Here is a 24843-nt window from a genome sequence, read left to right as displayed (position 1 = left end):
GTTACACTTGGGCAAAAAACTGTGATTCCTGATTTACGAAAAACGTCCAAAATGGTATAATAGTAGGGCTAAGATGGGAAGAGAGTTGAAAGTCTTTCCAAAATCAATATCATAAGGAGATCCTCATGGGACGTAAATGGGCTAACATTGTTGCCAAAAAGACCGCTAAAGACGGTGCCAATTCGAAAGTGTATGCCAAATTTGGCGTTGAAATCTACGTAGCTGCTAAAAAAGGCGACCCAGATCCAGAAACAAACGGTGCTTTACGCTTTGTTATCGATCGGGCCAAGCAGGCACAAGTGCCTAAGCACGTTATCGATAAGGCTATTGACAAGGCAAAGGGCAACACTGATGAGACCTTTACAGAAGGCCGTTACGAAGGTTTTGGACCTAGCGGTTCGATGATTATCGTAGATACCTTGACTAATAATGTCAACCGTACAGCGGCTAACGTTCGTGCAGCTTTTGGAAAAAATGGTGGGAATATGGGTACTTCAGGCTCTGTGTCCTATCTCTTTGATAATAAGGGTGTCATTGTCTTTGCGGGTGACGATGCAGATAGCATTTTTGAGCTTCTTTTGGATGCTGACGTTGAGGTAGATGATGTGGAAGCCGAAGATGGGAATATCCATGTCTACACAGCACCAACTGATCTTCACAAAGCTGTTGAAGCTCTGCGTGAAAACGGTATTGCAGAATTCCAAGTCACTGAGCTTGAAATGATTTCTCAGTCTGATGTGGAGTTGACCGGCGATGACCTAGCAACATTTGAAAAACTCTACGACGCCCTTGACGATGACGAAGACGTCCAGAAAATCTACACCAATGTAGATGGTTTCTAAGAACATGTATGCACAGTAAAAGCAGTTGCTTTAAAGTCTGTTTTTCATGCCTCATCGGTAGCTCCTTTAGCTGCCTTGAAAATCGGAAAACACTTTTTTGAACCAAGCATCTTACTTGAGAATGCAGATTCTAATAGATGAAACAGAGTGAAATTGAGAGAAAAATTTTGCCTTAAACTAAAAAGCGAATAAAGCTAGTATTTCGGTCAAACTGAAATCTAACTTTGTTCGCTTTTCATATTCTCCAAAAATCAAATTCTAACGTTGTTAGCTCGCCTTACTGAATTGTTGAAATTTTTATCCATCATTTGAAATAGTCATCAACTGGCTGTGGTTTTGTTGCCACGTGAGATTTTAATTTTATAGAGTACTATTGTTATTCATAAGAAATTGTAATGAATTTTTAGATAAGAGGCTTCCCAACCTATTGGTTTTTCTACATGAAGACAAAAGATGCTGAGCTTATTTGACAGATCCACCAGTAATGCCTTCCACATAGTATTTTTGCATGTACATAAAGAGGAGAGTGATTGGGATAGCGATAAGGACGGATCCTGCGGCGAAAGATTTGAACCATTCGTTGATGGTATCTCGCTCGATCATGTTGAAGAGTCCGATCGCAACCGTATATTTGCTAGTCGCATCACCCAAGATAACCCGTGCAAAGATAAAGTCAATCCATGGTCCGATAAAGGCGGTCAGAGCAGTGTAGACGATGATTGGCTTGGACAAGGGGAGAGTAATCTTGAAGAACACATCTTTGCGTGTTGCCCCGTCAATCATGGCTGATTCGTCAAGGGAGTAAGGAATGGTATCAAAGAAGCCTTTGACGATGTAAAAGCCGAGAGCTGCACCTGCTGAGTAGACCAAAACAAGGGCAAAGAGGGTTTGTGTCAGGTTGAGAGCCTTGAGGATAAAGTAGATGGCAATCATGGACATAAAACCCGGGAACATGTTAAGGACCAAGGCCAGCTTGAGGTAGCCATTGCGGAATTTGAATTTGAGGCGACTGAGCACGTAGGCTACCGCAACCGTGATAAAGGTTGAGACGATGGTGGTTGCCACCGCTACAATCGCTGTATTCATAAACCATTGAGCGAAAGGAAAGGACGTGTTAGAGAAGAGTTTTGCATAATTTGCCAAGGTAAAGGTCTTTGGCATGAAGTAATTGACATAGGCTGTCCCTTCTCCTCGAAAAGAGGTCAAGACCACCCAAGCAATGGGGAAGAGCCAAATGATTGATAAGGCAATCAGAATCGCATAAACAATAGCGAGTGTTAAACGTTTTTTATTTTTCATTATTTCGCCGCTCCTTGTTTGTAAGAATCTGTCCGTGTGTAAGCTAGCAGACTAAAGATTGCTGAGATCGTAAAGATCAAGATACCGATGACAGAGGCCAAGTTGTAGTCGGCTGCAGAAACCGTTAGCTTGTAAAGCCAGGTAACCAAGAGATCGGTAGAGCCAGCCTGGTAGAAATTGGAATTGGTTGGTCCACCACCTGTCAAGAGGTAAATCACGTTGAAGTTGTTGATGTTTCCGATGAATTGCTGGATCAAGTTGGGTGTCATGATGAGCAAGATTTGTGGGAAAGTGATAGATTTGAAAATTTGGAACTTGTTGGCTCCATCAATTTCAGCCGCTTCAAGTTGTTCTTTTGGCAAGTTCATAATGATGGACGTTGCTACGAGCATCGTGAAAGGAATCCCTACCCACATGTTGACAAAGATGATGGAGAACTTAGCCCAGACAGGGTCAGACAAAAATGGTAGAGGGTTGTTGATCAAGCCAATGTTCATCAAAAGCGAGTTGAGCGGACCTGCATCATTGAGGAGGTTACGCATAATCAAAAGAGAAATGAACTGTGGTACTGCAATGGTAATGACGAAGATAGTCCGCCACATTTTCTTGAATTTCAAGCCCTTAGTGTTGATTAATAAAGCCAAGAGAATGCCAAAGAAGAAGTTAGTCGCAGTTGCAGCTACCGCCCAAATCAAAGTCCAAGAAAGAACAGGGAAGAAAGTTCCTGCCATGCGACCAGTAAAGACATTGCCAAAGTTTGTCAAACCGACCCAGTCAAAGAGGTGTTTCGGTGGTAGATGGTTGTGATCATAGTTGGTAAAGGCTAGACTGATCATGTAAATCAAAGGCAAAATGGTAAAAAGGAGTACCCCGATCATAGGAATAGCCATCAGTGTCATATGAAAACGGCCATCTGTTAAACTTCGAAAATCATCCATAAAACTTGGAATTTTCATGCCGTTTTCCTTAAGAACATACATATTTCGGGCACTCTTAAGATTACACCAGTAAATATAGGCAAATACAGAGCAGAAGATAATCGCAGCCAAGCCAAAAATGAGCATCAGCATGGAGTTGTCACCCTGTGTAGCAACTGAAATTTTAATACCGTTAACAACTTTTTCAGTCATCCCTTGAGTTTCAGTACCTAGAGTAATCAAACCGCCCAAAGCAGGGATTATTTGAGTTACAAAGGCAATGACAAAGAGAATTTGTGCGAATAGGAAGAGCAACCCTTTGATAAACTGCTTATTGAGTAGATTGGCAGCTCCCATAATGAGCCAGGATAATTTGATGTCCCAACTTCCTTTTTGAAAGGATTCTGGCACGCTCACTTGTTCAAAGTAAACGGTGTTGTTATCCATAAATAACCTCCATAAAACATGTGTAAGAATCAAGCATAAAGACATCAAAGGTGGTGACTTTATGCTTGATTTTACGAATTAAACTCTTAAAACCGGTATTCATAGCTCAATACCTTTAGTCAAGGATGCTTTTTTCGTTGCTCAGTGTTCATTTTTTCAAAATGAGGTCAACATCCTTCAAAAATAGCTCTTCTGAAACAAAGCATCTTACTTGTGAATACGAGTTTTTAGAACTAGCATTCAAGACAGGCTACCCTGATTATTGAAAAAATTAGTAATTGAAGCGCTTTACTTGTGAATATCGATTCTAAAAAAAGAGGGAGCGGGTGAGCAGGCAGAGTGTGCCTAGCCTGTCCACTCCCAATTGGTCATAGATATTTCTTATTTACCAGCAACGTCTTGGTCAAATTGTTGGAGACGAGCCATGTAGTCTGAAGGTGAGATTTTACCATTGTAAACATCAGCGAGGAGAGCTTGTGCTTCAGTCCAGAAGAAGCTCATTTCGCTAAGTTTTGGCATAACAACAGTGTAGTCTCTAGAGGATGTCATTTTAGTGACTGCTTGTGCCAATTGGTCAGAAGTCACAGCGTCAGATGCCTGTGCTTCTTTGTTTGAAGGAACGATGCTGCGCTTTTCAAATTGGTTGGCTTGGCTTTCAGCATTTGTCAAGTGAGCAGCAAGGGCATAAGCAGCAGCGATACGGTCAACATTATCTCCAGCAGGTGCTTGGTTTACAGCATAAAGCTTAACACCCATGAAGGCTTTTTGTTGGACTTCTTTATCACCGATCTTAACAGTAGGGTAGGCAGCAACACCGACCTTGTCTTTACCAAGTGCATCAACAGCAGCTGGGTAATCCCAAGGACCAGATTCAAAGGCAGCTACCTTACCTGCACCAAACTCAGAAATAACGTTACTTGGGTCAAGGTTAACAAAACCTTTGTTATTGTTTTGGTCAGCAATCCATTGGAGAACAGAGACACCAGCTTCATTTGCCCAGTTAGTGCCTTTAGGATCTTCACCATCTTCACCAAAAAGTGTGTTGCCTACTGAGAGCATCATTGGGCCAGTCGCATAAGCGTTCATTTCCTTGAACGTTGCCCCGAATGTTGCTTTGGTTGTGATGGTTTCGTAGGACTTGACATCTTCTTCAGAGAGGAGGTCTTTGTTATACATCAAGACTTGAGATTCTACACCGAATGGGAAAGCGTATGTTTTGCCTTTATATTGAGCACCAGCAACTGCGTTTTCAACGTTGTCTGCTGCAACTTTTTTGGCATAATCTTCAGGAATTTCTTGAATAACACCAGATTCGATCAATTGACCGAGTTGGTCATGAGGGAGAGAGAAGACATCTGCTGCGCTTTCAGGGTCTTTCTTCACGTTCTCTTGAGCTTTGGAGTCGTTTGACTCGATGACTTCGACAGAAACTCCTTTGTTGGCAGCTTCAAAAGATTTCACGGTTTCTGTGTAAGATTCTTTAGCATCTGTCGGAACCCAAAGTTTCAACTTTACCTCACCTGATGCTGCATTAGATGAACCTGACTCAGAAGACTTGCCAGAGCCACAGGCAGCAAGAGTTGCTGCTGAGACAAGAGCAAGACCGCTCATCGCCAATTTAGACCATTTTGTCATTTTTGATTTCCTCCTAGAAATTCAAGTTTTATTTTATAAGTCTATTATGCAACCGTTTTCCATAAATGTCAAGTGTTTTGTGGTAAAAATTTAAAATTTTTTGGAGACTAAGTAGAAAGGATGTGATTATTGTTTGAATTATCAAAGGATTATTGTAACGAGTTATATAACGTTTTGAAATAAAATGGTGCAATCTGTTGCATTAAATGCTTGCAATGCCTATTGAGATGGTGTAAAATCAACAGTAGTAAAGAGTGATAATCTGTCTTTACAGCAAAATGTTGGAATTAGGTGACTATTTTTAGATATTAAGGCATTTTCTTGAGAGTATACTGGCGAATGGTATCCAAAGTCAGCGTTAGGTAGCGGAAAACGTAGTATTTAAGATCTTGGCTTTTGCTGTGAATACAGGTTCTTGTATCAAAGAAGGGGGATTTTCATGGTAACGATTCGCGATGTCGCAGAACGGGCAGGGGTCAATGCTTCAACGGTCAGTCGAGCTCTCAAGGATAGCTCTGCTATTTCCAAAAAAACCAAGGAAAAGGTAAAAAAGGCCATGGCAGAGCTGGGTTACGTGCCGAATCTAGCAGCCAAGATGCTGGCTAGCGGGCTAACGCACTCAATTGGTGTGGTCTTCCCGCCGATGACAACACGAGATACCAAGAGCCAGCCTTTTCATATGGAGATTTTGACTGAGATTAATCACACTGCTAAAGTGCATGGTTATACGATTTCCATCGCGACGGGTGAAAGTACCGAGGATCTGAAAAACCAGATTCATCACATGTATCTAGAAAGACGGGTGGACGGGTTTATCCTCCTTTATTCGTTTAAAAATGACCCTGTGCAAGCTCATCTTTTGGCAAATAAAATTCCCTTTGTCATGGTCGGAACACCTGTTCAAGATGAAAATGAAACGACTTATATCGACAATGATAACCAGTTGATGGCCAAAACAGCTGTGCAATATTTGCAGGAAAAAGGGCATGAGCAGATTCTTTTTGTGACAGATAATTTAGATGGCGAAGTTCAAAAAGCTCGCTATGCAGGCTATCTATCGGGCTTAGAAATGTTAAATCTCCCTTCTCATCAGGCGCTGATTTTCGATCGGAGCCGAGCAGAAACGGTGGCTCAGCTAGTCCAGACAGTTGAGGAAAAACAGGCCACAGCCTTTGTGGTGATCGATGATATGCTGTCGCTTCGGGTCAGCCAGTTATTATCTTTCTATCAACTGAAGGTGCCAGATGATATTTCTATCATCTCCTTTAATAACTCAGCCTATGCTAAGATTATCCATCCTTATCTGACGACATTTGATGTTAATATCGCAGCTCTTGGTCGAACAGCCTTTACACGGATTTTTGAAAAAGTTCAAACGAAGGTCGATGAAAATGCCAAGGTGACTGTACCGTTTACGTTAAAAGAGAGAGAAAGTGTGCGGAATCGCTTATAGAAGTGGTTCCGTTTTTGAAAGGAATGGCTTCACTAAGAGAGTGGGAATAGCTTTTCTTGACTAAAGTGTCTTGTTTCAAACCGCTGTGATGTGGTTTAAAAATAGTGAGGTTGGACTTTTTTCAGCCTCTTACTTTTTTTGACATAGTATTCACATTTTAAAAAAGGATGTTGTGCTAGATTCTACAAAAGTTTTCAAAAGTCTATCGTTGAGTATCTTATTGACGGCGATCAAATCTCTACGAGTGTTACCAATACAGCATGGCGAGATGGCCTTGTATAGTTAGTTATCACAAGCTGCTTTTTTGCTTTACTGTCAGTTTTTTAAATTTTTTCTTGCTATCTGTTATCGGTTGTTTTATAATGTAAGCAGAAACGCAAACGGTTGCGTATTGAATGAGTATTGTTTTTGAGAAAGGAGCATATTATGAAGCGCTCTAGTGGCATTTTGATGCCCATTTTTTCCTTACCGAGCTCTTATGGTATCGGTGATTTTGGCAGTGCTGCCTATGAATTTGTTGATTTTTTGGTGGCATCAGGCCAGACTTATTGGCAGATTTTGCCGCTTGGTACTCTTAGTTTCGGAGAATCTCCCTACCAATCCTATTCTGCCTTTGCAGGGAATCCGTACTTTATTTCTTTAGATTATCTGGTCGAGGAAGGGTTGTTAGAGTGGTCTGATTTTGAGGGCTTGGATTTTGGAGACGATCAGGAGGTAGTTGATTATAGCAAGGTTTATGCTAGCCATGATGTTCTTCTGCGAAAGGCTGTTCAGGCTTTTGAAGCCAAGGGATTTAGTGATGATTATGATGCTTTTGTTTTGAAGCACAAAGGCTGGCTTTTGGATTTTGCGGACTATATGGCTATTAAGGGGCATTTTAATGGCCTTTCTTGGCTGGATTGGCCAGATGAGACCATTCGTCAGCGCAGCAGTGTAGCAATCAGCTATTATCGCCAAAGTCTTGCTCAGGAGTTGACCTACCATCAGGTCACCCAGTATTTCTTTTTTAAACAATGGCAGGCTTTAAAGTCTTATGCCAATGTGCATGGGATTCAGATTATCGGTGATATGCCTATTTATGTCTCTTCTGATAGTAGTGATATGTGGTGCTCACCCCAATATTTTAAAACAGACTCTCTCGGTCGTCCCTCTGTTGTAGCGGGGTATCCACCAGATGCTTTTTCTGATACGGGTCAGCTTTGGGGAAACCCAATCTACGATTGGGAGACTATGGCTGCTGATGATTATGACTGGTGGAAGAATCGAATGGGCATGCTTTTTGAGCTCTATGACTTGGTCAGAATTGATCACTTCTTGGGTTTCAATGCGTTTTGGGAAATTCCAGCAGGAGATGAAACAGCTCGTAACGGTCGCTGGGTCAAGGGGCCGGGCTATGATCTTTTTGAAAGCCTTAAAGAGCATTTCCGCCGTCTGCCTATCATTGCAGAGGATTTGGGGTTGATTACTGAGGAGGTCAAGGCTTTACTATCATTGACGGGCTTTCCAGGCATGAAAATTTTGCAATTCGCCTATAATCCGAACGGCGATAGCGATTACTTACCTCATCACTGTCAGGAGCATTCCGTTGTCTATACGGGCACTCATGACCACAATACCATCAAAGGCTGGTATCATGATGAAGTGGATGAGGCTACTAGAGCTTTCTTTAATCAGTATAGCAATCGCAGAGCGGATGAGACCGTTAGTCAGGCTATGATTCGTCAGGCTTGGTCAGCACCGTCTTCCCTTGCTATGACGCCCATGCAGGATCTGCTGGAACTTGGTGGAGAGGCTCGAACCAATTCCCCAGGAACCTTGGGTGGCAATTGGCAATGGCGCATGCGTCCAGATGCCATCACGCCAGAGGTGTGCTATTGGCTAAGTGACTTGACCCAGCTGTATCGCCGAACAAATCAAAAATGCCAGACAGAAAAATGACTGCCAGTATAAAGGTCCAATTGTCTTAAACTTTCAAAAACAAGTATTTACAATTCGACACTTTTACTCAAAATTGCTTTTTCACAACTCATTATTCGTTTTTCAAACGACGTATATCGTGATGCTCGAAAAATGACCCTTTGAATCAAAAAAACTCACTTGTGACTAACACACCATTTCGAAATCAAAAAGCGAGTGACAACTCTAACATTCAAAGGAGTTTGTCGCTCGTTTTTCGCGTTTTAGTCCTTTTAGGACGATATAGAGAAAACCTATCGCAGTGATAAAATTTATATAATCTCCTAAAAAACATAAAGGGATTGACTTGTGATAAGATAGATAGTGTTTAAAGGTCTGGGCAATCAAATCCCAGCAATGTAAAGGAGAATTGTAGCAATGAAACTAAAGAAAATCTTGGGCCTCACAGGCGTAACCTTAGCAGCGACAGCTTTCTTGGTGGCCTGCGGCTCATCAAAGAGCTCAACAGCTGACAGCTCTGCAACTTCTACTAAAAAGACAAAGATTTACTTGGGAACAAATGCGTCACCAAAACCATTCAACTACGAAGATGAAGATGGTCAGTTGACAGGTTATGAGTTTGAAGTGGTTAAGGCTGTGTTTGAAGGGCTTGACCAGTACGAGTTGGAATACGAAGTGACAGAGTGGTCTTCTGTCTTTGCAGGTCTTGATTCAGACCGTTACCAATTGGCGGTCAACAATATCTCTTATACAGATGAGCGTGCAGAGAAGTATCTCTACTCGTTCCCAACGGCAGCTAACCCTTTGTCGATGATCGTTCCAAAAGATAGTGACATTAAAGGTTTAGATGACATTGCTGGAAAATCGACAGAGGTTGTTCAAGGAACCACAACGGCAACTCAGTTGGAAAAATACAACGAAGAAAACCCAGATAAGCCAACGACGATCAACTTCACGAAAGACTCTATCCAAGCGATTTTAAACCGTCTCAACGACGGGCAACACGATTATAAACTCTTTGAAGGTATCGTTGCGCAAACGATCGCCGATGACCAAGGGCTTGATAACTTGAAAGTCATTGACTTGCCGGCTGACAAACGTCCGCTTATCTATATCATCTTTGCGGATGGTCAAGAAGAATTGCGTGACCAAGTGAATGCGCGCTTGAAAGAGCTTGAAGCAGATGGAACTTTGGCAAAACTCTCTGAGAAATACCTCGGTGGAAATTATGTCCCATCAGCAGATGAGTTGGTAGTGCCGAATTAAATTTCATACTCATTCTGTTGAAAAAATCAAACTCCTTAGCCGTGTGGCTAGGGAGTTTTTACAGTTTCTAAATACATAACACTAGGACTAAAACTTTTTCAAATCTAGATAACTACTAGCGAGCAAGTAGACACTAATCACCAAGAAAAAGGTTGGGTATGGATTGGTTAGCAAGGTAAAAAAGACTAATTGCATATAGTTGCTTGCTCCTGTAGCAACAATTTCAGGCACATGCAGAAAGAGGAGCACACTAATGATTAAAAAAGCAAGCCCAACAAGCAACTTAGTCCAGTAGACAATGTATTTTTTATCCATAAAACACCTCCGATAATAGTTGACTATTCTTCTATAATATTATATAATAAAAATGTAGAAAACGCTACCACTAATACAAAAGTGAGAGGCGTATGCTACGGATTAAAAGAAAAGCCATTATTAAAATTACTAGCAGGGGAGAGGTCTTCAGAAACGATAGCACCTCTTTTTTGATATAGTCTAAAACTATAGCTGATATTATTTAATAAGTATTTGTCAAAGCGATGAAAGTATGGCAAACTAGTGGAGTAGTATTTTGATTGGTCAAAATACTGAACATCATCATTAGATAAATAGGAGATATTACGATGACTTTGAAAAAATTAGTGACATTAGCAGGTGTAGCCCTTGCTTCAGCAGTAACTTTGGTGGCATGCGCCCCATCATCTGATGCCAACCGTTCAGCAGCTTCTGGCGATGATGCTGAAACGCTTATCAAGGTCGGTGTCATGACTATGACAGAGGCTGATGAAGATCGTTGGGATAAAATTGAAGATGAACTGGAAAAAGCTGGTCATAAAATCGATATCGAGTACACACAGTTTACAGATTATTCTCAGCCTAATCTAGCAGTAGCTGAAGGGGAAGTGGACATCAACGCTTTTCAACACCACAGCTTTCTTAACAACTGGAACAGTGAGAACAATGGCAATTTGGTAGCCATTTTGGACACTTACTTGAGCCCAATTCGTCTTTATTCTGGTACCGAAAACGGTAAGAACAAGTACACTTCTGTGAATGATATTCCAGAAAACGGAACGATTGCCATTCCAAACGATCCAACAAACGGTAGTCGCGCCCTCTATGTGTTGCAGTCGGCTGGTTTGCTAGAACTTAGCGTATCTGGTGATACCTTTGCCACAGTAGCTGATATTAAATCAAATCCAAAGAACTTGACCATTACGGAATTGGATGCAAGCCAAACAGCTAACTCGTTAATTGATGTGGATGCCGCTATTGTCAATAACTCATACGCTGTACCAGCTAAGCTTGATTACAAAAATGCCCTCTTCGTAGAGAAAAAAGATGAAAACTCGCAGCAATGGGTCAATGTTATTGCAGCACCAAAGGACTGGAAAAATTCTGACAAGGCTGCTGCCATTCAAGCGATTTTGGATGCTTATTATACAGACTCTGTGAAGACTTCTATCGAAAAAGAATCAGATGGCCTTGACTTACCAGTTTGGTAATTTCTTAGGGAAACGGAAAAGAGAGTGGGTTCCAACAGCCCGCTGGACTGTTGGAGTTCACTCTCTCCGTGTTTTATTTTGAGAAATCCAAACTTTACTTGAAGGGAGAAAGAAATGACAGGACATGACCAAGAATTGTTAGCAGCCTTTGAGGCTGATCAGATCGTTCAGCATTATTTTGATCAGTTGAAAGCCTTAGTCGCTAAGAAATCCATTTTTGTTCAACAGATTGGGCTTTTGGAGGTAGCGAGTGACCTTAAGAGACTGTTTGAAGAAGCAGGGGCTACAGTCACCTTAGATGACAGCTATGCAGCTCCCTTTGTCATGGCCAAATTTACTTCTCCTATCCCTAATGCTAAAACCCTGATTTTCTACAATCACTACGACACTGTGCCAGCAGATAGCGATCAGCCATGGACGGATGATCCTTTTACGCTTACCGTTCGAGATGGCTATGCTTACGGTCGTGGTGTCGATGATGATAAGGGGCATATCACAGCGCGACTGTCAGCTGTGGTTCGCTATTTGAAGCGACATGAACAGCTCCCTGTTAACATCATCTTTATCATGGAAGGTGCTGAGGAATCGGCTTCAGTTGATTTGGATAAGTATTTGCAAAAATACCAAAAGGAGCTTGCTGGAGCAGATTTGCTTATCTGGGAACAAGGTATTCGTAATAGCCAAGGCCAGCTGGAGATTTCTGGTGGAAATAAGGGCATTGTTACTTTTGATGTGACGGTGGACTCGGCTGAGGTTGATAGTCATTCTTCCTTTGGCGGGGTGATTGATTCGGCCCCTTGGTACTTGCTTCAGGCCTTGAGCAGTCTCCGTGGCCGTGATGGCCAGATTTTGGTCAAGGGAATAGCAGAGCAGGTCATCCAGCCTAGCCAGCGTGAACTTGATTTGGTAGAAACATTTGCCCAGCGTAGCCCAGAGGGTGTCCAAGCAGCTTATGATCTAAGTTTGCCTCTTTTGAAAGCGGACCGAGCCAGCTTTTTAAGAAATCTTTTCTTTGAGCCGTCAATCAATATTGAGGGGATTCAGTCTGGTTATCAAGATCAAGGTGTTAAGACAATTTTGCCATCTAAGGCGTCAGCTAAGATGGAGGTTCGTTTGGTGCCGGGATTGACGCCAGATGGTGTTTTAGATGCCATCAGACGGCATTTGATTGAGCAGGGATTTGAAAAAGCCATTATTACCAAGACCCTGGGGGAGATGAGTTATCGTAGCGATATGTCATCACCAGCTATTTTGAATCTGATTGCTGTTGCAGAAAGTTATGAAGGTCGAGAAGTGGCAGTCTTGCCAACGTCACCGGGTACAGGGCCTATGCATACAGTATTTCACAGTCTCGGTGTGCCGATTGCTGGTTTTGGTTTGGGACATGAAAAAAGTCGGGATCATGGTGGCGATGAAAACATTCGTCTCGTAGACTATTACAGCCATATCGAATTAGTAGAAAGTTTCATTAAGAGTTATGAGTAAAACGATTATTCAATTAGACCAGATTGATGTGACCTTTGAGCAAAAAAAGCATCAGGTTCAGGCAGTTCAAGATGTAACCATTCACATTAATCAAGGAGATATTTATGGAATTGTCGGCTATTCAGGAGCCGGAAAATCAACTTTGGTGCGTGTCATCAATCTCCTGCAAGTGCCTTCAGCAGGGAAAATTACGATTGATGGTGATGTGATCTACGATCAGAAAGAGGTTTTATCCAGCAAAGACTTGAGAGCTAAGCGTCGTGAGATTGGGATGATTTTTCAGCATTTCAATCTCATGGCTCAGTCAACCGTTGCTCAGAATGTGGCCTTTGCCCTCAAGCATTCTGGACTTTCTAAGGAAGAAAAAGCAGCCAAAGTGGCTAATTTGCTTGACTTGGTTGGCTTGTCCGATCGCGCAGAAAATTACCCTGCTCAGTTGTCAGGTGGGCAAAAGCAGCGGGTGGCCATTGCGCGTGCGCTGGCCAATGACCCTAAAATCCTAATCTCGGACGAGTCAACTTCAGCACTTGATCCTAAGACAACCAAGCAAATTTTGGCCTTGCTCAAAGAATTGAACGAAAAGCTGGGGTTGACCATCGTACTGATTACTCATGAGATGCAGATTGTTAAAGACATTGCCAATCGTGTCGCCGTTATGCAAAATGGTCGCCTGATTGAGGAAGGCTCAGTTCTGGATATTTTTTCCCATCCTAAGGAAACCTTGACCCAAGACTTTATCAAAACAGCGACAGGGATTGAAGAAGCTCTGGGCAAGATGGTCAAGCAAGATGTGGTGGAATACTTGCCACAAGGTAGCCGACTTGTTTTGCTCAAATATGCTGGAACAGTCACGGATGAACCAATGCTCAATGCTATTCATGAACGTTTTAATGTCAAGGCTAATATTCTTTTTGCCAATATTGAGATTTTGGACGACACGCCTGTCGGTGAGATGATTGTGATTCTATCAGGAACAGATGAAGGTGTTCATCAGGCGACACAGGCATTGCAAGTAGCTGGTGTCAGCGTAGATGTATTGAAAGAAGGTGATAGCCTATGATGGAATGGTTACAAGTAAATCTGCCCAATGTTGTCAAGATGGGCTGGGAAGGCCAAGCAGGCTGGGGAACGGCTATTTATGCGACCCTGTATATGACCTTCTATTCTTTTATCATCGGTGGTTTTATGGGGCTGCTAGGAGGTCTCTTCCTTGTCCTCACGGGGCCTCGTGGTGTGATTTCAAATAACTTAGCCTATCAAATCTTGGATAAAGTTGTCTCTGTCTTTCGGGCTATTCCTTTTATTATCCTCTTGGCTTTGATTTCTCCTGTAACGCGGGTTATCGTAGGAACTCGTCTGGGGGCTACAGCGGCGATTGTTCCGCTGTCTTTGGCTGTCTTCCCTTTCTATGCTAGACAGGTGCAAGTGGTGCTTGCTGAGTTGGACGGTGGTGTGATTGAGGCTGCTCAGGCCAGTGGTGCCAATCTTTGGGACATTATTCTGGTCTATCTCCGTGAAGGTCTACCAGATCTGATCCGTGTGTCAACAGTGACCTTGATTTCATTAGTCGGAGAAACAGCCATGGCCGGAGCCATCGGGGCTGGTGGCCTAGGAACAGTTGCCGTGTCCTATGGCTATAACCTCGGTCGACAGGATGTGACCATTGTCGCGACAATCCTGATTCTAATCCTTATTTTCAGTGTACAGCTCGTTGGAGATCACTTGACACGAAAAATCAGTCATCGTTAATACCAAAAATCCCTTGAGAAGTCAATCTCAGGGGATTTGTTTTGTAGTCAAGAGTAGCTGTGTTTACAAGTAAAACGTTTAATTCAGGAGAGCGTTTTTCGATCATCAAAGTGGTTTGAAAAAAACAAGCGATGAGTAATGAACAAAATAACCTTGAATGAAAGTATTGAGCTGTGAATATAGTTTTTTAGTGAGGTTTAGGATTAAAGCTAGGAAGATTAATCTTATAGCGAATGATAAGAAGGCGGATAACCAGGCAAAAGATGAAGAGTACCAGATAAACTGGAATCGCAGGCAAATTCAAATTAACAACTAGCAGATGGTAGCAAAGGCCAGCCCCAAAAGCTAAAACAGCATAGACATCTGCCTTGAGGACAATTGGGACTTCGTTGACGAGCAGATCACGGATAATACCGCCCCCAACACCAGTCAGCGTAGCTAACAGCCCAGAAGCCATAGGATTCATTGCCAGCTCAACACCTTTACTAGCGCCAATGAGAGCAAAAATGACCAGTCCAATCGCATCGAAGGTCAAATTCGTCACAGTCAACAAACGATAGAGTTTTTGTGTACGAGGTTGATCAATCTTTTGACGAATGACAAAGGCGTACATGAGCAAAGAAACAAGGATAGAGAGATAGATCGGTGTTGGATCAACAAGAGCAGCAGGTATTTCGGATAACATCATATCTCGAATCATACCGCCCCCACAAGCTGTAATCATGGCTAGCAAGGTAAAGCCAAAGAGATCCAGCTTGTGTTTGAAACCCTTGGCTGTACCAGAGACAGCAAAAGCGATGGTACCCAGATAATTACAAAGGGTTAAGAAAAGTTCAAAATTCACAGGAAAACCTCACTGATATGGAGTATTAGAGAATAAGAGTGTGCTAGAGAAATTGAGTAAAAAATGGAGATGTGATTGACCATTATCTCCGCCAGCTTTTCCGCTGAAATTTATAAAACACTCTTTTGGATTAAGATAGGTTTATTATATCAAAAAATAGGAAATAATCATTTAAAAACGGCAGCTAAAACTTTGTGAAAAAAGTATTCAAAAAACAATAAAAGAACAAAATAAAAGTGATAAAAATCACAAATAGAAGCTATGAAACTCCTTGTAAATAGAGTATTTTGGTGATTGATGGGAGGATTTTGGGAAAACGGTTCAAATACTTGAAGTTTGTGAAAAAATGCAATAGAATGAAAGTGTATAAGAAATATCCTTGGAGGAAAAAATGACAACTATTTCTAAAGAAAAACACTTGGACATGTTTCTGAAAATGCAACGCATTCGCGATGTTGACATGACCCTCAACAAATTGGTGCGTCGTAATTTTGTGCAAGGGATGACACACTTCTCAGTAGGTGAGGAGGCTGCTGCTGTTGGTGCTATGGCAGGTCTCACATATGATGACATTATCTTTTCAACACACCGAGGTCATGGTCACTGTATTGCCAAAGACATGGATCTTAACAAGATGATGGCTGAGCTTGCTGGTAAGGCAACAGGTGTTTCTAAAGGTCGTGGTGGTTCAATGCACTTGGCTGACATTGAAAAAGGGAACTATGGCACTAATGGTATCGTTGGGGGAGGATTTGCCCTTGCCACAGGTGCTGCCCTTACACAACAGTATACAGGAACTGATAATGTTGTTATTGCTTTCTCAGGAGACGGTGCGACCAACGAAGGCTCTTTCCATGAGTCGGTGAACATGGCTGCGACTTGGAAATTACCAGTCATTTTCTTCATCACCAATAACCGTTACGGAATTTCAATGGACATTGCCAAAGCGACAAATACTCCTCACCTCTACACACGTGCGGAAGCCTATGGCATCCCAGGCCACTATGTTGAAGATGGCAACGATGTTCTTGCTGTTTATGAAAAAATGCAAGAAATCATTGAGTATGTTCGTGGAGGAAATGGGCCAGCTATCATTGAAGTACAATCTTATCGTTGGTTCGGACACTCAACGGCTGATGCGGGAGTTTACCGTACTAAGGAAGAAGTTGACGAGTGGAAGAAAAAAGACCCAATCAAGAAGTATCGTACTTATTTGACAGAAAATAAAATCGCAACTGACGAAGAGCTAGATGCCATCGTAGCTCAAGTGAAACAAGAAGTTCAAGATGCTGTAGAATTTGCACAAAGCAGCCCAGATCCAGACTTATCTGTAGCCTTTGAAGACGTTTGGGTAGACTAGGATACAAAGAGATGGTCGGCTTGCCGAAATTTCTGTAGAAAAATTGAAAACTGACACAGTGGCCATAGCCACAAGGAGGTTTACCATTTTTCCTAAGAAATTAATCTCGTGTTCAACTAAAGGATACAAAGCCCGTTAAGAAAAGCGAAGAAAAATGGCGGTAAGTTAGAAATCTCTGATTTCGTTGATACACCCCGGTCAGAGCAACTAGAACTTTCATAGGTGAAGCCGTAGAAAGTTCAGATGCCTACGGCCTTAAAACATCACAGGATTTTAGTTCGAATTCCATTAAAGCTTGCTGTGTCCGCACTATCTTAGAAAACATCAAAAATAAAATTCTACCTAACATCTTGTTAGGACTAATAATACACTTTAAAATCTTTGAGGAGAAAATAGATAAATGACTGAAACAAAAGTAATGGCCTTACGTGAAGCGATTAATTTGGCCATGTCAGAAGAGATGCGTAAAGATGACAAAATCTTCTTGATGGGTGAAGACGTAGGGATTTACGGAGGTGACTTCGGGACTTCTGTAGGGATGCTTGCTGAATTTGGCGAAAAACGCGTTAAAGACACACCGATTTCTGAAGCGGCGATTGCTGGTGCGGCTGTCGGTGCAGCCATTACAGGTCTTCGTCCAATTGTTGACTTGACCTTCATGGACTTCATCACGATCGCTATGGATGCTATTGTCAATAACGGTGCGAAAAATAACTATATGTTTGGTGGCGGCATCAAGACACCTGTGACCTTCCGTGTGGCTTCTGGTTCTGGTATCGGCTCTGCTGCTCAACACTCACAAGCGCTTGAAGCTTGGTTGACACATATTCCTGGTATTAAGGTTGTCGCACCAGGTAATGCCAACGAAGCCAAAGGGCTTTTGAAGTCATCTATCCAAGACAACAACATTGTTCTTTTCATCGAGCCAAAAGCGCAATACGGTAAAAAAGAAGAAGTCACCCTTGATCCAGACTTCTATATCCCACTTGGGAAAGGTGACATCAAACGCGAAGGTACAGATGTGACAATCGTTTCTTACGGCCGCATGCTTGAGCGTACCATCCAAGCAGCTGATGAGCTTGCAGAAGAAGGAATCAGCGTAGAAGTAGTTGACCCACGCACGCTTGTACCTTTAGACAAAGAAATGATCATCAGTTCTGTTAAGAAAACTGGCCGTTTAGTGCTTGTTAATGATGCCTACAAGACTGGAGGCTACATCGGTGAAATCGCAGCTATGATTGCAGAGAGTGAAGCTTTTGACTATCTTGATGCTCCTATCGTTCGTGTAGCCAGTGAAGATGTGCCAGTACCTTATGCAGCTATTCTTGAAAATGCAATCTTGCCTAATGTTGAAAAAATCAAGGCAGCAGTTAAAAAGACAGTTAACAAGGGTTAACAGCTAAACGGTTCTACTGGTCAGGTCTAGCACGTGGCCAGTAGCGCTTTGTTCATACTCATTGAAAATCAAAAGGATACATTGTCAATTCGTCTTGCTGGATTTCAGTTCTATCTGCGACGGTTTTGATGGGAGTGGGCAAGATCTTGAACAATCAAAAAGAGTTCGTTTTCCCACCTCCGCACAGTTACGGTGACAACACTGGTTCAAACCGAAACGAACCTTCGTCGTGCCCTTTCCAACAGTAAACTCTAATCAGCAGTGGCTCATTGGTGCTAAAGCGCCTAATGACTTGTGCAGGGGTAAGACTAAACAAGTCTTACTCCCAACCACTGCGATAAGGTGTTTACGCAAACGATGAGAGGTGAGATTGGACTTTTTACCCAGCCTTGAGTCAGTCCTCTAGCTAGCTTCATTGATGCTAGCGTGTCAAATCTAACGAGAGTAGATTTGACTGAGGAGTGGCCTTGTCTACTTTTGATTTTCTTTGAGAGTAACTTCTCTCAAATTTATAATATACTTATCTAATTCGAGAGGGCGTTTGAGATTTGCAAACCAAGACATAGGAAGGAAAAGCAAAATGGCTATTGAAATTATCATGCCTAAACTCGGTGTTGATATGCAAGAAGGCGAAATCATCGAGTGGAAAAAACAAGAAGGCGATATGGTCAACGAAGGCGATGTTCTTCTTGAAATCATGTCTGATAAGACAAATATGGAACTTGAAGCAGAAGATTCAGGTGTCCTTATTAAAATCGTAAAAGGTGACGGAGAAACGGTTCCTGTCACAGAAGTTATTGGTTACCTCGGTGCCGAAGGTGAAACAGTAGATGTTGAAGCAGTTGTTGCAGCTGGTTCGTCATCAATTAGCGAAGCGCCTGTCACAACGACAGAGGAAGTAGCGCCAGCTGCGGTAGCTGTTGCGCCAACTACACCAGCTGCTAAACCGCAAGGTGGTGGCAAAGTTCGTGCGACACCAGCTGCTCGTAAAGCAGCGCGTGAAACTGGTATTGATCTCGGATTGGTTCCCGGTACTGGTGCGAACGGCCGTGTCCATAAAGATGATGTTGAAAACTTCAAGGGAGCACAGCCTAGAGTGACACCGCTAGCACGTCGTATCGCTGAGGACAATGGTCTTGATTTAACGACAATCACTGGTACAGGTGTTGCTGGTAAGATTGTGAAAGAAGATGTCTTGGCAGTAATCAAGCCTGCTGAAGCAGCTACGCCAGCTATTGAAGCGAAATCTGCTGAAAAACTAGCCAAGGAATTGCCAGAGGGTGTTGAAATCATCAAGATGAGTGCAATGCGTAAGGCGATCTCAAAAGGCATGACGCATTCCTACTTGACAGCTCCAACCTTTACGCTTAATTACGACATTGATATGACCAATCTCATGGCGCTTCGTAAGCAAGTCCTTGAGCCAATCATGAACAAGACAGGTCTTAAGGTGACCTTTACAGACTTGATTGGTCTTGCTGTAACGCGTGTTCTGATGAAAGAAGAGCACCGTTACATGAACGCTTCGCTTATCAACGATGCTAACGACATCGAACTTCATAAGTTTGTCAACCTCGGTATTGCCGTAGGTCTTGACGATGGCCTTGTGGTTCCAGTTGTTCACGGTGCTGATAAGATGAGTCTGTCAGAGTTTGTGGTTGCTTCTAAAGATGTGATTAAGAAAGCGCAGTCTGGTAAGCTCAAAGCAGCTGAAATGTCTGGCTCAACCTTCTCAATCACCAATCTTGGAATGTTTGGCACAAAGACTTTCAACCCAATCATCAACCAGCCTAACTCAGCGATTTTAGGTGTGGCAGCAACGGTACAAACACCAGTCGTTATTGATGGTGAAATCAAGATTCGTCCAATTATGGCCATGTGCTTGACGATCGACCATCGTCTTGTAGACGGTATGAACGGTGCCAAATTCATGGTTGACCTCAAGAATCTCTTGGAAAATCCATTGGAATTGCTGATTTAGAACTGTTAAAACTTAAGACAGTCGCAAGGTGACTGAACTGATATATAGAAGGGCTGGATGCTCGTCAGTTACAAAAGTATTAGAGAAAAGAGACATTTCAGTTTTTAAAAAGTGAAAGGAAGTAAAACATGGCTTTTGAAGTTATTATGCCAAAACTCGGTGTTGATATGCAAGAAGGTGAAATCATCGAGTGGAAAAAACAAGTGGGTGACGTGGTAAACGAAGGTGACATCCTTTTAGAAATCATGTCTGATAAGACGAATATGGAACTTGAAGCAGAAGATTCAGGTGTCCTCTTGAAAATCGTTCGTGGTGATGGGGAAACGGTTCCTGTCACAGAAGTTATCGCCTACATTGGCGCAGAAGGGGAAAGCGTTGAGGACTTAGTGGCGACACCATCACCAGCTGTGGGAGATGCTCCTGTCACTACAACAGAAGAACAGGTAACGGCAGACTTGAAGGCTGCAGGGCTTGAAGTTCCTACTGCACCAGCTGCAACAGTTGTTCCTCGCGCAGCGCTTGCTGATAACGAGTACGATATCGTTGTTGTCGGTGGCGGCCCTGCTGGTTACTATGCGGCGATCCGCGGTGCTCAACTCGGTGGTAAAATCGCTATCGTTGAGAAGTCTGAATTTGGTGGTACCTGCTTAAACAAAGGCTGTATCCCAACTAAGACTTACTTGAAAAATGCAGAAATCCTTGACGGTTTGAAGATTGCGGCTGGTCGTGGAATCAACCTTGCTTCAACAAACTACACGATTGATATGGATAAGACCGTTGATTTCAAGAACTCCGTTGTCAAAACCTTGACAGGTGGTGTTCAAGGTCTCTTGAAAGCCAACAAAGTGACCATCTTTAACGGTCTCGGTCAAGTAAACCCTGATAAAACGGTTACGATTGGCTCTGAAACCATTAAAGGACGTAGCATTATCCTTGCGACAGGTTCAAAAGTTTCACGCATCAATATTCCAGGTATCGACTCTAAGTTGGTCTTGACGTCAGATGATATCCTTGATCTTCGTGAAATTCCGAAATCCCTCACTGTTATGGGTGGTGGTGTTGTCGGTGTGGAACTAGGGCTTGTTTATGCTTCGTACGGTACAGAAGTGACTGTTGTTGAGATGGCAGACCGCATCATTCCAGGTATGGATCGCGAAGTTTCTATCGAGCTTCAAAAAGTGCTTTCGAAGAAAGGTATGAAGTTCTTGACCTCTGTCGGTGTGTCTGAAATTATCGAAGCCAACAACCAATTAACGATCAAATTGAACGATGGTTCTGAAGTTGTTTCTGAAAAGGCCCTTCTTTCAATCGGTCGTGTTCCACAATTGAACGGTCTTGAAAATCTGAACCTTGAAATGGATCGTGGACGTATTAAAGTCAATGCCTACCAAGAAACATCTATCCCAGGTATTTATGCCCCAGGTGATGTGAATGGCACGAAGATGCTGGCACACGCTGCCTATCGTATGGGTGAAGTCGCAGCAGAAAATGCGATGAATGGTAACCACCATAAGGCTAAGCTTGACAATACACCAGCTGCTGTTTACACACACCCTGAAATCGCTATGGTTGGCTTGACAGAAGAGCAAGCTATCGAAAAATACGGTAAAGATGGCATTCTTATTGGTCGCAACAGCTTTACTGGTAACGGCCGTGCTATTGCTTCTAACGAAGCTCACGGGTTTGTTAAAGTTATCGCTGACGCGAAATACCATGAAATCCTTGGTGTTCACATCATCGGTCCTGTTGCCGCTGAAATGATCAATGAAGCTGCGACAATCATGGAAGCTGAATTGACTGTTGATGATGTGGCAGCATCCATCCATGGACACCCAACCTTCTCAGAAGTGTTGTACGAAGCCTTCCTTGATGTGCTCGGTGTAGCTATCCACAACCCACCAAAACGTAAATAACAATCAAAAAAGTAAAAGAGCCTGAGGCGGAATTATGTCTCAGGTTCTTCATTTTTTATTGATCTGCCTTCTTTCTTAGAAATTGGTGCATCATTCCCGCGATAGTTAGCAGTCCTAGTCCGACTAAGCCGTACAGATTTGTTCGAGTACCAGTTTGTGGTAAAGCATTTTTAGTCTTTTTTTTTGTTGTGTGAGCAGAGGTTGTAGCTGTTTCACGTAGGATGGTAGTCATATTGGTAGTGGTGGTAGCAGCTGTTGTTGTCTGTGGAGCAGGCTTATCTTCTGGATTTGCAAATTCATAAAATCCAGCTTGATTGAGCACTTGGTCATCCACTTTGCTTTCTTGGTTGTTGTACTTAATGACCAAACGACGTTTGTTAGTAAGGTCGTTGACTACAGTCATTTTATCATTGTTTTCGAGTAATTCAAGGTTGAGATTGTTTACCACTGCTTCAAATTCTTGGCGACTAACATTTGGCAAGAGGATATAACCATAGCTATCTCCTTTGCCTGTGTGGGCTTGGGAGATAGTAATATACTCATTGCTATGTTCAGCATCAGCCCGTGAATCTGGCTTACCATAGCCTTTTATCTTGTTCCAGTGACCAGTCTGTATTTGTTGGCTGATTGTTATATCGCTTGGTTTGAAGAAAATATAGCCGATATTTCTACCGTTTTCATCGCTTTCAAGAAAGATAGATTTCGTTTCAGCGAAGGTTTTATCACCTCCGGATTGGAAGTTTTCTTGGGCAGGTTTCTCTGTACCATTTACATACACCTTATAGGAGTGAGCAGGGTCAACTTTACGTTGGTCAATAGTTGTGCTTACCTTGTCATTAGATGTGTTTTGGATATTGCTTCCAACAAAGACAATTTTATCGTCCAGGACAAACCAGCCTTTATTGAGAGTCAAGGTCTTGTTCCAGTTGGTAAAGGTCATAGCAGCCATCGCATGCGCATCATCTAGCTTTTTACTTTGAACGAAAGAGCCTGCAGGTAGAGAATACATGCCAACTTGGTCAGCTTGCTCGCTAATGTTCTTGGCAGTACCGTCAATGCGTTTGGCATCTGTCTCAGTTGTTCCCGGCATCTTGTAAGCATCAACCGTTGGCCAATAGTTGCCACTATAATGACCGAGGTCATTGTTGTAAAGGTAGAACATACCGTCACCTGTATACCAACCGCGAAGATTTTCATCGTTCATAGCTTCAAAATTGAGAGTACGTTCGGAGAACATGGAAAGAGCAAAACCAAAGTCACGTTTGGCATTATAGACAACCAGTTTATCCATATTGTTGTAGGTTTTGATATAGCTATCTGGCTTGTTGGCTGGGATAGTAGGATCATTTAATAAATCCTGCATGTTTTTGATGTCTTTATACGTCGTCAAGTTTCCATAAACACTATAGAAGGGATTTCCTTCAAGGACAATGTTTTTGATTCGCGCCTTGACTGCCAAACTACGGGCGTCGTCTGAACTGTTTGCGATACGAAGAATCCCGCGTAAGGTTTCAACGGCTGCCACATGAGCTTCTGCATTAGGGCGGCTGATAGCGCGACCACGTACCATATCTGCCATTTCACCATGTAACATGAGTGGGAGGAATGCGTTGTCAATCCAATGATAAATGATGTCCATCTTTTCAGGGGAGAGTGGAGTTTCTGTCTTTTGAATAACAGGAATCAGCTGTGAGAGCCCATCAATAAGGACATTTCCATAAGCTCCATTATAGGCAGTTCCCTTTCTAATATTATTGGCATGGTCGAGGTGGCTACCATCTTCATAGAAACCATTGCCATCTTCAACAAATACAAAGACTTTTTCGATAGCTCTGATAGTTGCTGCAATTTCTTCTCTATCTTTGCGCAAAATACCAGCAATGATTTTTACCCGCCCCATGTCGGTCATATTTCCGCTGGCAGCCTCGAATTTAGGGAAATCTGGATTGGTGCTAGTATAGCGGAAATGAGTTGGAACGGGCACAAATTTTTCAATTGGTTGGGTGTATTTGAGAATATCTTCTTGGGTAAAATATTCGTACAGGAGGGAAAGCGTGTTGTTGATGGCACGAGGAGTACCGATTTCGTAATCCCACCAGTTGATACTACGATCACCTTTTATCTGGCGATATTCTGTATTTTCGTTATAGACTTTTTCGTAGAGAAAAGCCATACCATCCTTAACCAAGGCAATTGCCTTTTCACTTTGATAGTGCTTAGAAGCCGGATTTGTAATTTGCTTAGCAATGGCTTCGAGTTTGCGGTAAGTTGCTGTGATATTAGCAGATTTGCTGTAGTCACCCTTATCCTCCCAAAGGAAAGTACGGTCGGGATTACTATTATAGATTGCAATGTCTGCGTCCACTGCAGCTTCCAATTTTTTATTAAATTCCACCATTGCTGGATTATTTGGATCATAGAAACGATTTCCCGCGTTGATATCATTCCATGTGTCCAACATAGCGGTATAGTTATCTTTGGTGATGGATACAGGTTCTTCAGGTTGGATTGATTTCGGAACTTCCGTCGTATGGCTTGTGGTTGTAGGGTTTTCTGTTGTCGTTGGAGCAAGTGTTGATTGAGAACTGATAGTGGTTGTAGGGTCAATGGTCGTTGTTTCTGCTGCAAAAGTGGGATGGCTGGATGATAAAATTGCCAGACCAAGAATGAGAGATGAGAAGAGAAAAGTTCTCTTGGAAAGAAATGTAGTGTTCTTTTTCACAAAAAACCTCCTTAGTAAATTAAAATAAAGCCAGAAATTGGTAAACCGATTTACAAAAAACACTATACCACCAGATAAGGTGTTTGTAAACCCTTACATCATAAATAAATGC

The 24843-nt window shown here is 42.5% G+C and carries 18 protein-coding genes; 12 read left to right on the top strand and 6 right to left on the bottom strand.

Annotated elements, in window-relative coordinates:
* The first annotated feature begins 125 nt into the window (after positions 1–125).
* Positions 126–842 carry a YebC/PmpR family DNA-binding transcriptional regulator gene (locus tag A3I5_RS0108850; RefSeq protein ID WP_018374242.1) on the top strand — a complete coding sequence of 239 codons (717 nt, stop codon included), beginning with the start codon at positions 126–128 and terminating at the stop codon, positions 840–842.
* A 462-nt stretch (positions 843–1304) separates the two neighbouring features.
* Here the strand turns inward: A3I5_RS0108850 and A3I5_RS0108845 are convergent, their stop codons facing one another.
* From A3I5_RS0108845 to A3I5_RS0108830, 3 genes are all read right to left on the bottom strand, one after another.
* Positions 1305–2141: a sugar ABC transporter permease gene (locus tag A3I5_RS0108845; protein WP_018374241.1), complete on the bottom strand. Its 837-nt coding sequence runs from the start codon at positions 2139–2141 to the stop codon at positions 1305–1307.
* A complete protein-coding gene (locus A3I5_RS0108840) occupies positions 2141–3505 on the bottom strand; it encodes a carbohydrate ABC transporter permease (RefSeq protein WP_018374240.1) in 1365 nt (454 codons plus the stop codon). The genes A3I5_RS0108845 and A3I5_RS0108840 overlap by 1 nt, the downstream gene beginning before the upstream one ends.
* Positions 3506–3886: 381 nt before the next feature.
* Entirely contained in the window at positions 3887–5140 is a 1254-nt protein-coding gene (locus A3I5_RS0108830) for an extracellular solute-binding protein (RefSeq protein ID WP_018374238.1), read from the bottom strand.
* Between the two features lie 439 nt (positions 5141–5579).
* On the opposite strand from A3I5_RS0108830, the gene A3I5_RS0108825 reads away from it, so the two are divergent.
* The 3 genes from A3I5_RS0108825 to A3I5_RS0108815 all read left to right on the top strand — a co-directional run bounded on the left by A3I5_RS0108825 (position 5580) and on the right by A3I5_RS0108815 (position 9776).
* Positions 5580–6593 carry a LacI family DNA-binding transcriptional regulator gene (locus A3I5_RS0108825; RefSeq protein WP_018374237.1) on the top strand — a complete coding sequence of 338 codons (1014 nt, stop codon included), beginning with the start codon at positions 5580–5582 and terminating at the stop codon, positions 6591–6593.
* 423 nt (positions 6594–7016) lie between these two features.
* Entirely contained in the window at positions 7017–8531 is a 1515-nt protein-coding gene (gene malQ, locus A3I5_RS0108820; RefSeq protein WP_026217009.1) for a 4-alpha-glucanotransferase, read from the top strand.
* Positions 8532–8927: 396 nt separating this feature from the next.
* The gene (locus tag A3I5_RS0108815) at positions 8928–9776 is read left to right on the top strand and encodes an amino acid ABC transporter substrate-binding protein (protein ID WP_018374235.1); all 849 of its coding nucleotides are present in this window, start codon (positions 8928–8930) and stop codon (positions 9774–9776) included.
* 87 nt (positions 9777–9863) lie between these two features.
* Here A3I5_RS0108815 and A3I5_RS0108810 read toward each other — a convergent pair whose 3' ends face one another.
* Positions 9864–10091, bottom strand: coding sequence for a hypothetical protein (locus tag A3I5_RS0108810; RefSeq protein WP_018374234.1), 228 nt, complete (start codon positions 10089–10091; stop codon positions 9864–9866).
* 308 nt (positions 10092–10399) lie between these two features.
* On the opposite strand from A3I5_RS0108810, the gene A3I5_RS0108805 reads away from it, so the two are divergent.
* The 4 genes from A3I5_RS0108805 (at position 10400) to A3I5_RS0108790 (ending at position 14515) form a co-directional block, all read left to right on the top strand.
* Positions 10400–11281, top strand: coding sequence for a MetQ/NlpA family ABC transporter substrate-binding protein (locus A3I5_RS0108805; RefSeq protein WP_018374233.1), 882 nt, complete (start codon positions 10400–10402; stop codon positions 11279–11281).
* Positions 11282–11395: 114 nt separating this feature from the next.
* On the top strand, positions 11396–12766 hold the full coding sequence (locus tag A3I5_RS0108800) for a M20/M25/M40 family metallo-hydrolase (RefSeq protein ID WP_018374232.1): 1371 nt from the start codon (positions 11396–11398) through the stop codon (positions 12764–12766).
* Positions 12759–13826: a methionine ABC transporter ATP-binding protein gene (locus A3I5_RS0108795; protein ID WP_018374231.1), complete on the top strand. Its 1068-nt coding sequence runs from the start codon at positions 12759–12761 to the stop codon at positions 13824–13826. The genes A3I5_RS0108800 and A3I5_RS0108795 overlap by 8 nt, the downstream gene beginning before the upstream one ends.
* A complete protein-coding gene (locus tag A3I5_RS0108790; RefSeq protein WP_018374230.1) occupies positions 13823–14515 on the top strand; it encodes a methionine ABC transporter permease in 693 nt (230 codons plus the stop codon). Before A3I5_RS0108795 ends, A3I5_RS0108790 begins: the two co-directional genes overlap by 4 nt.
* Before the next feature lie 187 nt (positions 14516–14702).
* Here the strand turns inward: A3I5_RS0108790 and A3I5_RS0108785 are convergent, their stop codons facing one another.
* Positions 14703–15359 (bottom strand): trimeric intracellular cation channel family protein, encoded by a 657-nt coding sequence (locus A3I5_RS0108785; RefSeq protein WP_018374229.1) that lies wholly within the window; start codon positions 15357–15359, stop codon positions 14703–14705.
* Between the two features lie 391 nt (positions 15360–15750).
* Here A3I5_RS0108785 and A3I5_RS0108780 point away from each other — a divergent pair, with 391 nt between their 5' ends.
* The 4 genes from A3I5_RS0108780 (at position 15751) to lpdA (ending at position 22009) form a co-directional block, all read left to right on the top strand.
* A complete protein-coding gene (locus A3I5_RS0108780) occupies positions 15751–16719 on the top strand; it encodes a thiamine pyrophosphate-dependent dehydrogenase E1 component subunit alpha (RefSeq protein WP_018374228.1) in 969 nt (322 codons plus the stop codon).
* 400 nt (positions 16720–17119) lie between these two features.
* On the top strand, positions 17120–18115 hold the full coding sequence (locus A3I5_RS0108775) for an alpha-ketoacid dehydrogenase subunit beta (RefSeq protein WP_018374227.1): 996 nt from the start codon (positions 17120–17122) through the stop codon (positions 18113–18115).
* 580 nt (positions 18116–18695) lie between these two features.
* Entirely contained in the window at positions 18696–20096 is a 1401-nt protein-coding gene (locus A3I5_RS0108770) for a dihydrolipoamide acetyltransferase (protein ID WP_018374226.1), read from the top strand.
* Between the two features lie 128 nt (positions 20097–20224).
* Positions 20225–22009: a dihydrolipoyl dehydrogenase gene (gene lpdA / locus A3I5_RS0108765; protein ID WP_018374225.1), complete on the top strand. Its 1785-nt coding sequence runs from the start codon at positions 20225–20227 to the stop codon at positions 22007–22009.
* A 55-nt stretch (positions 22010–22064) separates the two neighbouring features.
* Here the strand turns inward: lpdA and A3I5_RS11885 are convergent, their stop codons facing one another.
* Positions 22065–24731 (bottom strand): polysaccharide lyase 8 family protein, encoded by a 2667-nt coding sequence (locus A3I5_RS11885; RefSeq protein WP_018374224.1) that lies wholly within the window; start codon positions 24729–24731, stop codon positions 22065–22067.
* Positions 24732–24843: the final 112 nt, after the last annotated feature.

Origin of the sequence: Streptococcus merionis DSM 19192, from assembly GCF_000380085.1 — a bacterium.
Taxonomy (GTDB): domain Bacteria; phylum Bacillota; class Bacilli; order Lactobacillales; family Streptococcaceae; genus Streptococcus; species Streptococcus merionis.
The sequence above is the reverse complement of the archived record's forward strand: the minus strand, read 5'-3'. Positions and strand labels throughout refer to the sequence as shown.

Excerpts from the sequence above, each read along its gene's own strand:
- A3I5_RS0108850 (WP_018374242.1), top strand. The coding sequence starts at position 126 with ATGGGACGTAAATGGGCTAACATTGTTGCCAAAAAGACCGCTAAAGAC.
- A3I5_RS0108845 (WP_018374241.1), bottom strand. The coding sequence starts at position 2,141 with ATGAAAAATAAAAAACGTTTAACACTCGCTATTGTTTATGCGATTCTG.
- A3I5_RS0108840 (WP_018374240.1), bottom strand. The coding sequence starts at position 3,505 with ATGGATAACAACACCGTTTACTTTGAACAAGTGAGCGTGCCAGAATCC.
- A3I5_RS0108830 (WP_018374238.1), bottom strand. The coding sequence starts at position 5,140 with ATGACAAAATGGTCTAAATTGGCGATGAGCGGTCTTGCTCTTGTCTCA.
- A3I5_RS0108825 (WP_018374237.1), top strand. The coding sequence starts at position 5,580 with ATGGTAACGATTCGCGATGTCGCAGAACGGGCAGGGGTCAATGCTTCA.
- A3I5_RS0108815 (WP_018374235.1), top strand. The coding sequence starts at position 8,928 with ATGAAACTAAAGAAAATCTTGGGCCTCACAGGCGTAACCTTAGCAGCG.
- A3I5_RS0108810 (WP_018374234.1), bottom strand. The coding sequence starts at position 10,091 with ATGGATAAAAAATACATTGTCTACTGGACTAAGTTGCTTGTTGGGCTT.
- A3I5_RS0108805 (WP_018374233.1), top strand. The coding sequence starts at position 10,400 with ATGACTTTGAAAAAATTAGTGACATTAGCAGGTGTAGCCCTTGCTTCA.
- A3I5_RS0108800 (WP_018374232.1), top strand. The coding sequence starts at position 11,396 with ATGACAGGACATGACCAAGAATTGTTAGCAGCCTTTGAGGCTGATCAG.
- A3I5_RS0108795 (WP_018374231.1), top strand. The coding sequence starts at position 12,759 with ATGAGTAAAACGATTATTCAATTAGACCAGATTGATGTGACCTTTGAG.
- A3I5_RS0108790 (WP_018374230.1), top strand. The coding sequence starts at position 13,823 with ATGATGGAATGGTTACAAGTAAATCTGCCCAATGTTGTCAAGATGGGC.
- A3I5_RS0108780 (WP_018374228.1), top strand. The coding sequence starts at position 15,751 with ATGACAACTATTTCTAAAGAAAAACACTTGGACATGTTTCTGAAAATG.
- A3I5_RS0108775 (WP_018374227.1), top strand. The coding sequence starts at position 17,120 with ATGACTGAAACAAAAGTAATGGCCTTACGTGAAGCGATTAATTTGGCC.
- A3I5_RS0108770 (WP_018374226.1), top strand. The coding sequence starts at position 18,696 with ATGGCTATTGAAATTATCATGCCTAAACTCGGTGTTGATATGCAAGAA.
- lpdA (WP_018374225.1), top strand. The coding sequence starts at position 20,225 with ATGGCTTTTGAAGTTATTATGCCAAAACTCGGTGTTGATATGCAAGAA.